This window comes from Algibacter sp. L4_22 (assembly GCF_023473045.1).
Classification (GTDB): Bacteria; Bacteroidota; Bacteroidia; order Flavobacteriales; family Flavobacteriaceae; genus Algibacter.
The window spans coordinates 697164-712038 of sequence record NZ_JAMCOK010000002.1 but is presented as its reverse complement, the minus strand read 5'-3'; the positions used below and the strand labels follow the sequence as shown (position 1 = coordinate 712038).

Genomic DNA, 14875 nt, shown 5'->3' with positions numbered 1-14875 from the left:
TTTTGAAATATAGAATATTTATTTACATAACACTTATAATTAATTGTTATGTAAATAAACCAAGGCAAAATATTTAGTTTTTTACAGCACAGCTTGCACCACTTTTTTTAGCACCGAGTTTTGTAAGTATAACCTCTAATAAACACCATTTTGTAAAGGCCGATTGTATTAAGTTTACACCAATAAAAACAGTGAACCACATCCAATTTTGATTTACATAAAGTGTTAGTAGCATACTAACAATTACCAATGTACCAACAATAACTCTGAAATATGTATTTAACATTTTAATTAATTTTTAAATTTATATAGATTTTTCAATAGGAATTACAACTGCTTTCAACGGATTATTCGTTTCTAAATTAGCATTGAAATCTTTTATTAAGTTGAATAAAGCATCAATATTTTCTTCCTCGGTGAATGAGAAAAACATACTCGATTCATTTCCTCCTTTCTCAACAGGAAACCAATTTGAAGCCATTAATAATGATGATCCGTTTTTGTGTCCATCAATATCAGAACTGCTAAAATTTTTAATATTAGCGTTTTTAAATAATCTAAAAACATCTTTTTGAAACTCTTCAACAGCGGTAACTATAACTAATTTCATAGTATTGGGGTTTTAAAATCATTTTTCTGAATTGTCGAAGTGACAATTCAGAATTTAATTATTTATAATTTTTTTTCTCAATCATATAATATACTAACGGTACCACCAATAAGGTTAATACTGTAGATACAATAGTTCCCCCCATTAACGATATGGCTAAACCTTGGAAAATAGGATCGAACAATATCACAAAAGCACCAATAACAACCGTTCCTGCTGTTAATAAAATAGGAGTGGTACGTACAGCTCCAGCTTCAATTGCAGCTTGTTTAAGAGGTACACCTTCTGCTGTTCGCAGATTTATAAAGTCAATCAATAATACGGAGTTACGAACCATAATTCCGGCTAAAGCAATCATTCCAATAAAAGAGGTTGCAGTAAAAAACGCTCCCATAATCCAATGCCCAAGAATAATACCAATTAAGGATAGTGGTATCGCAACCATCATTACAATTGGAGCTTTAAAGTTTTGAAACCAACCTACTATTAATATGTAAATCAAGATGATAGCGCCTAAAAAGGCGATTCCTAAATCTCTAAATACCTCTAAAGTAATTTGCCATTCTCCATCCCATTTTACGGTGTAATTATCTTCGAATTCTGGTTGACCTAAGTACATTTCGTTTAGCTCATAGCCTTTTGGTAGCGGAATCTCTTTTAGTTTTTCTTCCATTCCTAAAATAGCATAGGCAGGACTTTCTAATTCTCCAGCCATATCTGCCATAACATAAACTACACGTTTTTGGTTTTTATGATAAATACTTTTCGCAGCGGTGTTTTTTGTAATATCAACCAAATCTGCTATAGGAACCATATTTCCTTGTTTCGATTTAACCTTTAATTGAGAAATATCTGTAACAGTAGATTTTTCCTTTTCATCTAAAGCCAATACTAAACCAATTTGATTCACGGCATCTTCATCATACAAATTCGTGATGGGTCTGTTTGATAATGCCATATTCATGGTATAAGCTATTTGTTGTGGCGCAACACCATAAAGCATAGCTTTTTCTTTATTAATATCGAATTGATATTCGGTTTGGTCAGCTTCAACCATCCAATCAATATCCACCACATCATCTGTGTTTTTTAGGATATTTTGAACACTGTTTGCAATTTTAATTTGCTCATTATAATCGGGGCCGTAAACTTCAGCAACAATAGTTGACATCACTGGTGGTCCTGGTGGCACTTCAACCAATTTTACATTCGCATTATATTTTGATGCGATTTTTTGAATATCAGGTCGCAGTAATTTAGCGATATCGTGACTTTGGGCAGTTCGTTCTTCTTTATCAATTAAATTCACTTGAATATCTGCCATATTACTTCCACCACGTAAATCGTAATGACGAACCAAACCGTTAAAAGTTATTGGCGCAGAAGTACCAACATAGTTTTGATAATTTACTACTTCTGGTCTACTTGATAAATATTGTGATATTTCTTGTGTTACAACTCCAGTACGTTCTAAGGTAGTGCCTTCCGGCATATCAATCACAATCTGAAATTCGTTTTTATTATCAAAGGGTAACATTTTTACAGCAACAGATTTGGTGAAAAACAACACCATAGTTATCATTAATAAAAAGAATGTTCCTCCTAAAAACAACCAACGTTTTGCTTTACTTTCTAATAAAGGACGTTCAAATTTATTATAGATTCTATAAATAAGTGTGTCCTCGATTGCTTTTTCTGGTTTTTCTTCAGCTCCTTTTTTATCTTTTTCTCTTAAGAAAATATAACCTAAATATGGTGTAATGGTTAAGGCAACAAATAAAGATAAAATCATGGCAATAGATGCACCAATTGGCATTGGCGCCATGTAAGGCCCCATTAATCCAGATACAAAAGCCATAGGTAAAACAGATGCTATTACAGTAAATGTTGCTAATATTGTTGGATTACCAACCTCATTAATGGCATACAAAGCAGCTTGTTTAAAAGGCAGGCGTTTCATTTTAAAATGCCTATGCATATTTTCGGCAATAATAATCGAGTCATCAACCACAATTCCAGTTACAAATACTAAAGCGAATAAAGTAATTCGGTTTAGAGTGTAATCCATCATATAATAACTTAACAGCGTTAAAGCAAAGGTAATTGGAACCGATAAAAACACAACCAATCCACCACGCCACCCCATGGCTAACATCACTACAATAGTAACGGCGAAGATAGAACCTATAAGGTGCCACAATAATTCGGATACTTTATGCGATGCTGTTTCACCATAATTTCTAGTCACCTCCACATGTACATCGTCCGGAATTAAGTTGCTACGTAAATGATCTACTTTATCAATAATCACCTCAGCAATTTTCATCGCATCTGCACCTTTTCGTTTAGCAACGGAAATAGTAACGGCAGGATATTCCGATTTATAATCAGCAGATTTTACACTTCCTTTTCCATACCCTAAACTCACATAATTTTGTGGTATTTCAGGGCCATCAATAATTTTAGCAACTTGCTTTAAATATATAGGTTGGTTTTGTTGTACGCCAACCACTAAATTCTCAACATCTGTAACAGATGCTAAAAAATCACCAGTATTTACAAGAAATTCGGTATCATTCTTATCAAAACTACCTGAACTTAGTTGGCTGTTATTTGCCTTTATCATTTCAGAAACAGACAAGAAATCCAATCCACTTGCGGCTAATTTATCTTTATCTAAAACTACTCGTAACTGACGTTTTCTACCTCCAATTTTATGGGTAGTTGCTACATCATTAACCTTTTTTATTTCGGCTTCCAATTCTTGCGCCATTTGGCTCAATTGGAAATCGTCGTAATTTTCACTCCACAAGGTTAAGCCTAACATTGGCACATCATCAATTGCTCGTGTTTTCACTAATGGAAACGTAACACCTGCAGGCATTTCGTCCATATGTTTGTTAATTTCATTATATAGTTTTACAAACGAGCGTTCAATATCTTCGCCTACATAAAACTGCACAATCACCATGCCTTGCTCTTTCATCGAGGTAGAATACACGTATTCCACACCCTTAATGTTTGAAATTAATTGTTCCAATGGTTTAATTACACGAGATTCTACCTCGGTAGGACTTGCACCAGGATAACCAACAAAAATATCGGCCATAGGCACATCAATTTGTGGCTCTTCCTCACGTGGAATTAAAAACGAACTATACACGCCAACTACCATAAATACAATCATTAACAGCACGGTTAATTTAGATTGCATAAAGACTTTGGCAATTTTTCCTGCGATACCTTCTTTCATTGAATTATTTTTTTTCATTCCCACGCCATGTGAGAATCTCTATTTTATATTCTTTTGTTTTGGGCGTTTTAACAGGCTATCCGTTGCAATCTTTTTTTGCCATTTGTGGCAGCAAAAAAAGGATTTCCACTTCTATCCTTAACGCGAATTTTAGCTATTTAATTGAAACTTTTACACCATTAAATAATTTGCCTTCAGCCGAAACAATGTAAGCTTCGTCTGAATTTAAACCCGATAATACTTCTACTTGGTTCCCAAAAGTTCTACCTAAACGCAACCAACGTAACATGGCAGTGTTGCTTTGGCTAACAGTGTATAGACCTGATAATTGACCGTTAGTTATAATCGCTTCACTAGGAACCAAAACCATTGCCGATTTTGCTTTGCGCTCCACAGGAAACTGAACTGTAGTAAACATTCCAGATAGGATGTTAGCGTCCGTTTTATCTAAATTAATTTTCACTAAATATTGTCCGCCTGTATTTTTAGCAGAAGTACTAACTTCAGTTACTTTTCCCTTTATCGTTTCATTAATAGATTTGACTAACACATTAACAGTAGACCCTTTTTTAATTTCAGAAATTTCAGATTCAGGCACCATTGCCATCACTTCAAAATTCCCAGGAGTTTCAATACTTATTAACGGCATTCCGGGATTTGCCATATTGCCATCTTCCACATTTTTACTAGTTACTGTTCCGCTAAAAGGTGCGGTAATATTGCTATATGTAAATTGAGCGTTAACTTCATTCTTCATTTGGTTGGCCGATTCTAAACGTGCCTTTGCCATTTCGAAGTTAGCCGTCATATCATCCATTTCTTTTTGAGAAGCACTATTCTCTGTGAATAAATTTTTAAAACGGTTATAATCTTTTTCAGCATTATTATAAGCAGCAGTGGCTTCGGTAATTCCAGCATTTACTTGTGCTCTTTTTGCTTGTAAATCAGCGTTATTAATAGATACTAATAATTGGCCTTTACGCACTTTATCGCCAACGTTTACGTAAACTTTATTTACATAACCCATCATTCTAGTGCTTAAATCGGCACTATTGGTTGCCTGTATTTTCCCACTTACACTTAAAAACGGGTTATTACTATTGGCTTCTACTTGATTTACTTTTACGCTAATTGCAGGAGAATTATCTACAACAGTATTTTTGTCTTCACTTCCACAACTGGCTAATAAAAGAGCTATAGAAAATGTTAGAATTGTATATGTTTTCTTCATTGTGTTTGTTTTTATTAGATGACCTCGAATACATGAGTTTTAATCATGATAACTCTTGGCTCTTTATTCTTTTTCTATTCTTTAGTTAAAAATTGTAAATAAGCTTGTGCGTAATTATATTCGAAAATAGTTTGGTAATATTCTAATTGTTTTTGAGCGTATTGTGTATCGGCTGTTAATAGATCGGATGTTTTTTCTAAACCTTCTTTAAATCTATTTGTTCTAATTCTTAAAGACTCTTCCGATTGTTCCATAGCCAAAGCCGTTAGCTTTAGTTTATTTTCAGCATCTAAAAAAGCTCGTTTTGCTTTATTTAATTCTAAATTACTTTTCGATACATATTGATTATATTCTAACTTAGATTTTTCGAATTCAGCTTTACTTTTTTGTGCTTTTCCAAAGCGTTTAGAACCTTGAAAAATATCCCAACTTAATTGTGCCCCAAATAAATAACCGCTAGCATCTGCTTGAAAAATTTGATCGTCGTATAACTCATAACTTCCAAAAGCATTTAATCTTGGTAAAAATGCCATTTTATCTGCCTTGTTCATGGCTTCATATGAGTTAGAAGCTAATTGCATTGCTTTAATATCCGATCTGTTTTCTGAAACTGTTTTATCTGCTATACTTAAAGTTGAAATTGTTAATTCATCTGTAGGCATGTAAACCACATAAGTTTCATCATTCATTAAAAATGATAAATAATTTGATGCGTTTTGCACATTACTTTTAGCGGTTTGTAACTGGTTTTGAACTTCGGTAACTCGTACTTCAACATTCAACACGTCTGCACGTTGTAAATACCCTTGTTTAAAACTATTATCTGCTAATTTTTTATTAGCATTGGCTGCTTCTAAAGCTTTTTCTAAAACATCAACAGCTTTATAAGCTAATTGTAATTGCATGTATGCCTTTTCAACTTCGAATGCTAAATAATCTTGAGTACGCTCTGTTTTTAAAGACATCGCTTCCATTTTAGATTTAGCAGCTTTACGTTGATAGATGCCATCTACATTAATTAATGGTTGCTGAATTTCGAACTTTGTTGCATAGTTTTCAATTTGCGATGGATCATTTAATAACGCCGGACTAAAATCGTTTGCTGTTAAAATTTCCTGGTTTAATTTAGAGCCAAAAGCCATTAATGGGTTTGTAGTCGCCATCGCTGTATGACTCGCTGTTATATTTGGTAAAAAAATAGCGTTAGTTTGTCTATAATCTGCTTTAGCTTGATTGAATTCTTGCTCAGAAATTTTAATACTTGTATTATTTTCAGATACTTTAGATAAAACCTCTGTTTTAGCAATTGGCACTATGTCTTGGGCTTGCAGAGCGAAAGTGAAGCTTAGGAGTAGTAATGGTATATAAATGTGTTTTTTCATCAATTATTAGTTTACGTTACAAAGGTATGGTAGATTAGAATTGAAGTCTGTAACCAATGTTACTTGGCGGCCCTTTCCTTTTTTTATTGGTTCTATTTTGGGCGTTATAAAGAATGGTATAAGAATTAATATTGAACATATAATTATAAACCCAAAGGCTAAAATTCTTTTTGCTAATTGAGCTTTTATAATTTTATGATAAATAACGGTAATCACTTTCCAGTGTAAAAAAATATGTAGTGTTAATAACCCCCAAAAGACCAAGCCTAATATAAAATGGATATTTCCCCATTGATGTCTATTCATATTGAGTAAATAAAGCTCTATATTTTGTCCGTATATGGTTTTACGTTCTTGTCCCTGTAAAAGTGTATGTTTTATTAGGAAACCAATACCAATAATAGCCAACATGCACAAGGTCATTACTGCGTTTAATGCGAAATTCCAGTTGGGTTTACGCATTGTTTTAACTAAATTTTTCATTTGTTCTCCTAATTTGGATTGCTACTAAAAATATGTTTTGAATAGAAAAGCCACAATGATATTAATCAGGCTAAAGAAATTAGATTGTAATTATTGCGTTAATAATAAGATAGAATTAAAATGGAGTTACTTAAAATAAAGAATTTGGTGTCGTTTAATATTCATGTCTTATTTTTACGGTGTATATGGATTCATTAACTCAAATAGTATTAGGAGCCGCTGTAGGAGAGGCTGTTTTAGGTAGAAAAGTAGGGAACAAAGCCATGCTTTATGGTGCAATTGCTGGAACTATTCCAGATTTTGATGTGTTTGCATCTTACTTTACAGATACGGTTTCTGCTCTTTCCATACATCGTGGATTTACGCATTCTATTGTGTTTTCTGTACTTTTCGCCCCTATTCTCGGGTGGATTGTTTCACGTTACGAGACCTATAAAAACTTTAAAGATTGGTCTTGGCTCTTTTTTTGGGCATTTGTAACGCATCCTATTTTAGATGCACATACTACTTGGGGAACACAATTGTTTTGGCCTTTTGATTTAAGACTAGCATTTAAAACCATATTTGTTATTGATCCGCTTTATACCGTACCCTTTTTGGTGTTTTTAATTCTTGCTATGATGCAAAAACGAACCACTAAAAAGCGCCGTTTGTATAATAAAATTGGACTAATATTGAGTTCTTCTTATTTAGTACTTACCTTTTTCTTAAAATGGGTAGCCTATGCTAAATTTGAATCTGCTTTAAAAGATCAAAATATAGATTATGTGCAAATAGATACCAGACCTTCTCCTTTAAATACGATACTTTGGAGCGCTAATGTAGAAACCGACGATGCTTATTTATTAGGTAATTATTCGTTTTTAGATTCAAGACCAATCACTTTTGAGACTTACCCCAAAAATCATGAGTTTTTAGGAGAGCTTATTCATAATGAAAAAGTAGAACGTATGATTGCTATTTCTGAAGGTTGGTATATTATTTCAAAAGAAAAGGATCGCTTATATTTTAATGATTTACGATTTGGATTATTAAGCTTAACTCCAAAATCTGAAAACTTCGTTTTTAAATATGAAATAGATGTTGATAAAACGGGTAAAGTACAATTTATAGAAGCTCCTAAAGATTCACGAGATGGAAAGAAGTTACTGTCTGAATTATGGATACGTTTAAAAGGAAATTAAATAAAAAATTCTATATTATGGCTTGGAACTTATCCTTGTTTTAAATTAAATAAAAATACAGGTTTTAAAAAGTCGTTCCACTTAATTTTTTTTAAATTCTAGATAATTAAAAAATAAATTTTCATGAATATAACAGCTACATATACAGATCTTTATCAACTCACTATGGCTCAAGTTTATTTTAACACTAAGCCAGATGGACGAGCCGTTTTCGACTATTATTTTCGTCATAATCCTTTTAATAGTGGGTATTCTATTTTTGCTGGATTAGAAGATGTTTTAGATATCCTTGAAACTCTCGAGTTCTCTCCTTCAGATCTTTCTTATTTACAACAATTTGGATTTGAAAGTGATTTTTTAGAATACTTAAAGAATTTTCGTTTTACAGGGACTATTTTTTCAAGTAAGGAAGGAGATGTTGTTTTTCCAAACCGTCCTATACTACAGGTTGAAGCTAATATTATAGAGGCTCAGATTATTGAAACGGTTTTACTAAATATTCTCAATTTTCAGACGTTAATCGCAACAAAAGCAAGTAGAATACGGAGAAGCGCAAAAGATGAAGTATTACTGGATATGGGCTTACGCCGAGCGCATGCCACTGGAGGATATTATGCCTCAAGAGCAGCTGCTATTGGCGGTTTTGATGGCACGAGTAATGTTAAAACAGCTGAAGATTATAACATTCCGTGTTCCGGAACAATGGCGCACTCCTTCATACAAAGTTATAAAGATGAATTAGAAGCATTTCGTGATTTTGCAAGAATACGACCGAAAAATTGTGTGCTTTTAATAGATACTTACAATTCTCTAAAAAGCGGATTGCCTAATGCCATTACAGTAGCCAAAGAAATGGAAATTAAAGGGGAACGATTGTTAGGGGTTCGTTTAGACAGTGGTGATTTGGCATATTTGTCTAAAAAGACCAGAACGATATTAGACGATTCTAATTTGGGTTACGTACAAATTGTGGCTTCGAATCAATTGGATGAATATGTAATAAAAAGTCTTAAAGAACAGGGCGCACCTATTGATATTTTTGGTGTTGGTACCAATTTGGTTACTGGAAAACCAGATGCTGCATTAGATGGTGTCTATAAATTATCTGAATATAATGGAGATCCTAGAATCAAGCTTTCTGAAAATATTATAAAGGTATCGCTTCCTTACAAGAAACAAGTTTACAGAATGTTAGACAGCAATGGCATGTTTTATGGTGCAGATGCCATAGCTATGTTTACGGAAGGTAAGGTGACCAAAATAGAACATCCTTTTGATGCTACAAAAGGTTTAGATCTTAGCTCTTATACACACGAACCCTTACTTGAAAAGGTTATGGAAAATGGAAAAAGAGTTGTAGCGCCTCGCTCTGTTACAGAAATTTCTAAATATTCGCAATCTCGTTTAGATCAACTTCCAAATGAATACAAGCGTTTCCAAAATCCACATATTTACAAAATAGGTCTTAGTATAGAACTCAAACAAGAACGAGATAAATTAGTTCAAGAACATAAGTTCTAAATTGGGTATTATAATACATTGCAATATTTAGGTCTGAATTTAAAATAAAAAAACAATGAAAACACTTCTGATAATTGATGTGCAAAATGACTTTATGCCTGGCGGTGCGCTTTCCGTTCCAGATGGAGACAAAATAGTGCCAATAATCAATGCAATGCAGCATAAATTTGATTTGGTAGTTGGTACACAAGATTGGCATCCCCAAGATCATGTTAGTTTTGCTTCAAACCATAAAGCCGCATCTACTTTTGATGAAATCGAAATTCATGGTAAGTCGCAAACATTATGGCCAGATCACTGTGTACAAGGAACAAAAGGCGCTGAACTTCATCCTAATCTAGATACGTTAAAATTTGAAGCTATTTTTAGGAAAGGAACGGATAAAGAAATAGATTCTTATAGTGCTTTTTATGATAATAGCCATTTAAAGTCAACAGGGCTAACTGGCTATTTAAAGGAGAAAGGAACTTCTCAGCTTTTTATATGTGGCTTAGCATCCGATATTTGTGTTTATTACTCCATTTATGATGCCTTTAAAGAAGGCTTTTCTTGTTTTTTTATTGAAGATGCTTCTAAAGCATTAGATATTGAAGGGTTTTTAGAGATTAAGAAGGAAATGATTAACATGGGAATCCAAATTATTTCATCGAAAGCCATATAATAATGCTACGTTAAGTAGAAGATCTGTTATCCGAAATTTGAATATACTATCAGCCAAAAAAAATGGTGCTATGTGATAAAAGTCACCTTTAAAGCTGCTTATTTGATATAAATTTGTAGTAATGAAAAAATGGATATTCTTATTTTCAATAGGTTTGAGTGCGCTTATAATGTTCAACACATTAAGAGTATCCTACACGTTTATTAATTACAAATTAGATCCCATTGGTTTTATTGAGAATTATTGTGTTAATATAGATAAACCGGAACTAAAGTGTAATGGTAAGTGCCACTTAAAGAAAGTGTCTCAATCTACAGAAGGCGAAAAAGAAGCCATTAAATTTTTGAATTACGAGGTTTTATTATTTCATCAACCAACTAAAGCATATCAACTAAACGCTTTTATTTTCACTCAAAAAAAAGAAATTTTTTCATATTCAAACCTTTATAGTTTTAATTATAAGCTATTTTGTTTTCATCCTCCAAAGGTATAAGTCAAATTCTAAAATTTATTTATTGTTACAATGAAGTTTTCTTCAATAGCAATAGAAGGACTTATTACAAAAATTTTAAATATTCATATAATGAAAACAATTTATAGTGTGCTTTTATGCGCTCTAATTACGGCTGTATCCTTTGGTCAAACAAATAATAAAGCACAAGACACCACTAAACAAAAAAATATAAAATTAGATGAAGTTATTGTTTCAGGAAATATTAAAACAGATCCTGTTCTTAACACGGTAACCAATAATTATGATAAAAATGTTGTTCAACCAAAAAACGTTGCCGATTTATTTAACGATATAAACGGGTTTTCGGTTATAAAAAGAGGGAATTACGCTATCGATCCCAGTTTTCGAGCTAGTCAATATGAACAGTTAAATGTTCAGTATGATGGTGGAACAAAAGCCATGCACGCGTGCCCAAACCGTATGGATCCAATAACAACACATGTTATCCCTGAAGAAATTTCGAAAATTGAAATTATTAAAGGCCCATATACCGTTCGTTATGGTGCCACATTTGGTGGTATAATAAATCTAGTAACGCAAAAACCGGATTATTTAGAGAAAGGCTTTCATGGTAAAGCTTCCGCAGGATATGAAACCAATGGGAATTCCATGGTTAATATGCTTCAGCTTCAATATATTGAAAATAAATATGATATTATCGGAAATATAGGTTATCGGGATTTTGGGAGTTATGAAGATGGTGATGGTATAGAGATACCTTCGGCTTTTAAAAGTACAGATTATGGCGTGAAATTTGGTTATAATCTTACTGAAAATCAACGTTTACAAGCCCATTGGAGACAGTCTTTTGGACGAGATATCCAGCATGCCGCATTAGCCATGGATACAGATTATGATAATAGTAGTATTCTATCTTTAGATTATAAAATCATCGATTTGGGTGAAATAGTTAAAAGTTTTTCCGCGAAAGCTTACTATAGCTATGTGGATCATTTAATGACCAATTTTGATAGACCTTCTTTTGCAACAACGGCGGCCGAATCGTCTGTGGAAGCAACAACAATAGGTGGTAAATTAGAGTTAAATTGGGAACCGTTTAAATCTGTAACTATTTTTAGTGGTTTAGATGCGATGAGTATTGCAAGAGATGGTGCAAGAATTAGAACCGTGAAAATAAATATGATGGGGATGACTTTAGCCACGCCATTAGTTTATAATGATAAGGTTTGGCAAGATGCTTATGTTAACGATTTTGGAGTATTTACCGAAGCAAAATGGGCTATTAATCCAACCGCTGTTTTAACAGCTGGTATACGTTATGATATGGTTAAGAGTGATCTAAATGACCCTGCAGACGATTTTGCAGCGCGATATGATTTAGAGGAAAAAACAGATAATAATATTAGTGGAACGGTTTCTATTAAAAAAATAGTGACAAATAACCTGACTTTGGAAGTTGCTTATGGACGTGGCATTCGATCTGCAAATATGATTGAACGCTATATTAATCACTTTACAGTAGGGCAGGACCCTTATGAGTATTTAGGAAACCCAAATCTTAAACCGGAAGTTAACAATCAATTTGAAATTGGTTTTAAAGGAAAAAATAGCACTAATAGTTTTAAATATGCTTCTAGTTTTTACTATTCTAAATTTGAAAATTATATTGTAGGTGTTGTAGATCCTACTATTACACGCAAATTTATGCCTACGACAGATCCGCAGTTTGTAAAAGTATTTAGAAACTTAGATAATGCGTATAAAACAGGTTTTGAAGTTATGGGTGAAGTAGGCTTTTTTAATGATTTTTACTTTAAAACTCAATTGGCTTATGTTTATGCAAAAAATAATGATTTAAACGAATCTTTACCGCTTACACCTCCTTTTAATACTACGTTTTCTTTAGGTTTAAAACGAGAAAAATATTGGGCTAATGCTCAATATAAAATAACAAGTAAACAAGGTAATATTGCTGAAAGTTTTGGAGAAACCACTACAGATGGCTATGAAACTTTGGATATTAAGTTTGGTATTATACCGCTTAAAAATTTAACATTAGGAGTTGCTGTGTTAAATGCTTTTGATGAAGCTTATAACAATCATTTAAATTTTAGTTTTACGAATCAAGAAAACTTTGGAAGAACTCCAATTACAGATCCAGGACGCAACTTCACTGCTTTTGTGCAGTATCAATTTTAAGGTTTAGTTGAAACTTATTTATAGAAAAAAAGGGCATTATTACTAATGCCCTTTTTCCATTAAAAATCAACTAAAAACTAACAATCACATTAGTTTACTTTTCTAGTGCCTCCATGTCCTCCAGCAACAACAAGCATTATCTTTATACTTAAATAAATAAACTTGAAAAACTGAATGATAGGATTCATCATTTTAAATCTTTGATATTTTGATATTCTATGTGTCATGACTTTGCAATTTATTCTCTTATTATGGTTTAAGGTCTTTCACTATAAGCTATTTACACCACAAGTGTAGGTTTCCTAATTATTCTGGAATTAACCACCAAAATGGTTTCATTTTTGCTTTGTAAATAAAGGCATAATGTAAAGCTAATTTTAACCAGTGACCAGCTAAACCAATTGCTCCAAAGGTTTTACCTAATTGTCTGCCTTGTGTTTTTGGATATTTCTCGTAATCTGGAACAATAGGAAATGTAGTAATGCTCACGCCGCTTCCTTTTGTTAGTCCATAACCTGCAGAAGCAATACAAGCAGCTCCCATATTTCCCATAGAACCTTTATGTTTTAAAGATTCTTTTCCACTTTTAATAGAATCGATAATATTGTCTGCTACCAATTTTGCAGTTATACCAGATGGCATGCCTGTTCGTGGTGGTGCAGGTGAAATATCTGTACCGTTTTTACTTTTTCTTGGTTTAGAAATAGCATGTGGTGGTGCAAATGCAATACCTGGTGCAAAAATATTTTTATAACTAGGATTTTGATACGTTTCTGGCCAATCTTTTACCGACCACTCTTCGTATGGTTTTTGGGTATAATCAGCATCGACAATCATAAACCCTTTAAAGAGTTTTTCTGTAATGTCATTTTTGTTTTTATCATAGGCTTTAAAACCATGACCTGAAAATGCAGGAATTAACATGGCAAAATCATAAGTTTCAGATTTTTGTTCGCCTTCTAGGTTTTCGTAATGAGCTAAACCATCTTCAATTTTATTAACGCCAGCTCCAAGAATCCATTTAATATCTCGATCTTCAAAAATCATTTCAACCATTTCATGAGATTTCATGGTCATGCTTCCATAACTTAATAACATACCATCCATACCAAAATCTCCTAATTGGTATTCGTTAGAAATCCATGTTACTTCTGCCATATCGCGCACATTATGTCTGCACAATTCTTTTTCTACATTTAAAATATATTCGAAAGCAGCACCTTGGCATGTGGATTTTGCGTGTCCTGTACCAATTAAAATTTTAGCTCTTTTACCAGCTTTCATTTGTTCTATAACTTTGCTTAAGCCTTCCCAAGCATGGTCTGCGTGTGTATATGTACATACAGAATAGGTTTTGTTTTTACCAGGTATTAATCCGTCTGTCGCTCCAAAGTTTAATCTTGGACCGGTTGCATTAATTAAATAATCATAAGTTATTTTTTCTTGTTGTCCTACATTATCTCCTTTTACATATTCGGCTAACACATAAGGTTTATATTCATTTTTGTCTCCTTCAGGAAAAAATGAAATAGCTTTTGCCTGTTTGAAACCGATACCTTTCTTTTTATATAAAGGTTCTAATGGGAATAATATTTTTTCGGATTTCATTCTACCGATTCCTACCCATATATTAGAAGGGACCCATTGGTAATTACCGTTGGGAGAAACCACAACAACTTCATGTTTTTTTGAAAGTTTTCTGCGTAAGTGTGTCGCGGCAACATGGCCAGAAATTCCAGCTCCTAAAATAACGATTTTAGACATTTTTTATGATTTGATAATGTGAATTTAGTTTAAAAACTAAGGATACAAAATGATATTTATCAATTTGATTTTCTTTGGAACAGAAAGCCTTAATGATAGTGTAAAGGTTAGG

The 14875-nt window shown here is 32.9% G+C and carries 13 protein-coding genes; 5 read left to right on the top strand and 8 right to left on the bottom strand.

Annotation, left to right across the window (positions count from 1 at the left end; all coding sequences use genetic code 11):
- Positions 1-73: 73 nt before the first annotated feature.
- The 6 genes from M4I23_RS07795 to M4I23_RS07770 form a co-directional block, all read right to left on the bottom strand.
- Positions 74-286: a DUF2892 domain-containing protein gene (locus tag M4I23_RS07795; RefSeq protein WP_158849079.1), complete on the bottom strand. Its 213-nt coding sequence runs from the start codon at positions 284-286 to the stop codon at positions 74-76.
- A gap of 18 nt (positions 287-304) precedes the next feature.
- A complete protein-coding gene (locus tag M4I23_RS07790) occupies positions 305-610 on the bottom strand; it encodes a hypothetical protein (protein WP_158849081.1) in 306 nt (101 codons plus the stop codon).
- A 58-nt stretch (positions 611-668) separates the two neighbouring features.
- Positions 669-3863: an efflux RND transporter permease subunit gene (locus M4I23_RS07785; RefSeq protein ID WP_158849082.1), complete on the bottom strand. Its 3195-nt coding sequence runs from the start codon at positions 3861-3863 to the stop codon at positions 669-671.
- A gap of 154 nt (positions 3864-4017) precedes the next feature.
- Entirely contained in the window at positions 4018-5094 is a 1077-nt protein-coding gene (locus M4I23_RS07780) for an efflux RND transporter periplasmic adaptor subunit (RefSeq protein WP_249754016.1), read from the bottom strand.
- Between the two features lie 74 nt (positions 5095-5168).
- Positions 5169-6476, bottom strand: a complete 1308-nt coding sequence (locus tag M4I23_RS07775) for a TolC family protein (protein ID WP_158849086.1) — start codon at positions 6474-6476, stop codon at positions 5169-5171.
- Positions 6477-6482: 6 nt separating this feature from the next.
- Positions 6483-6959: a DUF4405 domain-containing protein gene (locus M4I23_RS07770; protein WP_249754015.1), complete on the bottom strand. Its 477-nt coding sequence runs from the start codon at positions 6957-6959 to the stop codon at positions 6483-6485.
- 185 nt (positions 6960-7144) lie between these two features.
- Here M4I23_RS07770 and M4I23_RS07765 point away from each other — a divergent pair, with 185 nt between their 5' ends.
- The 5 genes from M4I23_RS07765 (at position 7145) to M4I23_RS07745 (ending at position 12999) form a co-directional block, all read left to right on the top strand.
- Complete coding sequence (locus tag M4I23_RS07765; protein WP_249754014.1) at positions 7145-8143, top strand: metal-dependent hydrolase; 999 nt, start codon at positions 7145-7147, stop codon at positions 8141-8143.
- Positions 8144-8266: 123 nt separating this feature from the next.
- Positions 8267-9664 (top strand): nicotinate phosphoribosyltransferase, encoded by a 1398-nt coding sequence (locus M4I23_RS07760; protein ID WP_249754013.1) that lies wholly within the window; start codon positions 8267-8269, stop codon positions 9662-9664.
- 55 nt (positions 9665-9719) lie between these two features.
- Positions 9720-10325, top strand: a complete 606-nt coding sequence (gene pncA / locus M4I23_RS07755) for a bifunctional nicotinamidase/pyrazinamidase (RefSeq protein WP_249754012.1) — start codon at positions 9720-9722, stop codon at positions 10323-10325.
- Between the two features lie 121 nt (positions 10326-10446).
- On the top strand, positions 10447-10818 hold the full coding sequence (locus M4I23_RS07750; RefSeq protein WP_249754011.1) for a hypothetical protein: 372 nt from the start codon (positions 10447-10449) through the stop codon (positions 10816-10818).
- 90 nt (positions 10819-10908) lie between these two features.
- Positions 10909-12999, top strand: a complete 2091-nt coding sequence (locus M4I23_RS07745) for a TonB-dependent receptor (protein ID WP_249754010.1) — start codon at positions 10909-10911, stop codon at positions 12997-12999.
- Between the two features lie 89 nt (positions 13000-13088).
- Here M4I23_RS07745 and M4I23_RS07740 read toward each other — a convergent pair whose 3' ends face one another.
- Both M4I23_RS07740 and M4I23_RS07735 read right to left on the bottom strand, forming a co-directional pair.
- Positions 13089-13226 (bottom strand): hypothetical protein, encoded by a 138-nt coding sequence (locus M4I23_RS07740; protein ID WP_199269854.1) that lies wholly within the window; start codon positions 13224-13226, stop codon positions 13089-13091.
- Positions 13227-13305: 79 nt separating this feature from the next.
- Positions 13306-14763, bottom strand: a complete 1458-nt coding sequence (locus M4I23_RS07735) for an NAD(P)/FAD-dependent oxidoreductase (protein ID WP_249754009.1) — start codon at positions 14761-14763, stop codon at positions 13306-13308.
- Between the last annotated feature and the right edge of the window lie 112 nt (positions 14764-14875).

Bases quoted from the DNA above. Each gene is read 5' to 3' on its own strand.
- M4I23_RS07735 (WP_249754009.1), bottom strand. From the start codon at position 14,763: ATGTCTAAAATCGTTATTTTAGGAGCTGGAATTTCTGGCCATGTTGCC.
- M4I23_RS07795 (WP_158849079.1), bottom strand. From the start codon at position 286: ATGTTAAATACATATTTCAGAGTTATTGTTGGTACATTGGTAATTGTT.
- M4I23_RS07790 (WP_158849081.1), bottom strand. From the start codon at position 610: ATGAAATTAGTTATAGTTACCGCTGTTGAAGAGTTTCAAAAAGATGTT.
- M4I23_RS07740 (WP_199269854.1), bottom strand. From the start codon at position 13,226: ATGACACATAGAATATCAAAATATCAAAGATTTAAAATGATGAATCCT.
- M4I23_RS07750 (WP_249754011.1), top strand. From the start codon at position 10,447: ATGAAAAAATGGATATTCTTATTTTCAATAGGTTTGAGTGCGCTTATA.
- M4I23_RS07765 (WP_249754014.1), top strand. From the start codon at position 7,145: ATGGATTCATTAACTCAAATAGTATTAGGAGCCGCTGTAGGAGAGGCT.
- M4I23_RS07745 (WP_249754010.1), top strand. From the start codon at position 10,909: ATGAAAACAATTTATAGTGTGCTTTTATGCGCTCTAATTACGGCTGTA.
- M4I23_RS07780 (WP_249754016.1), bottom strand. From the start codon at position 5,094: ATGAAGAAAACATATACAATTCTAACATTTTCTATAGCTCTTTTATTA.
- M4I23_RS07785 (WP_158849082.1), bottom strand. From the start codon at position 3,863: ATGAAAGAAGGTATCGCAGGAAAAATTGCCAAAGTCTTTATGCAATCT.
- M4I23_RS07770 (WP_249754015.1), bottom strand. From the start codon at position 6,959: ATGAAAAATTTAGTTAAAACAATGCGTAAACCCAACTGGAATTTCGCA.
- M4I23_RS07775 (WP_158849086.1), bottom strand. From the start codon at position 6,476: ATGAAAAAACACATTTATATACCATTACTACTCCTAAGCTTCACTTTC.
- pncA (WP_249754012.1), top strand. From the start codon at position 9,720: ATGAAAACACTTCTGATAATTGATGTGCAAAATGACTTTATGCCTGGC.
- M4I23_RS07760 (WP_249754013.1), top strand. From the start codon at position 8,267: ATGAATATAACAGCTACATATACAGATCTTTATCAACTCACTATGGCT.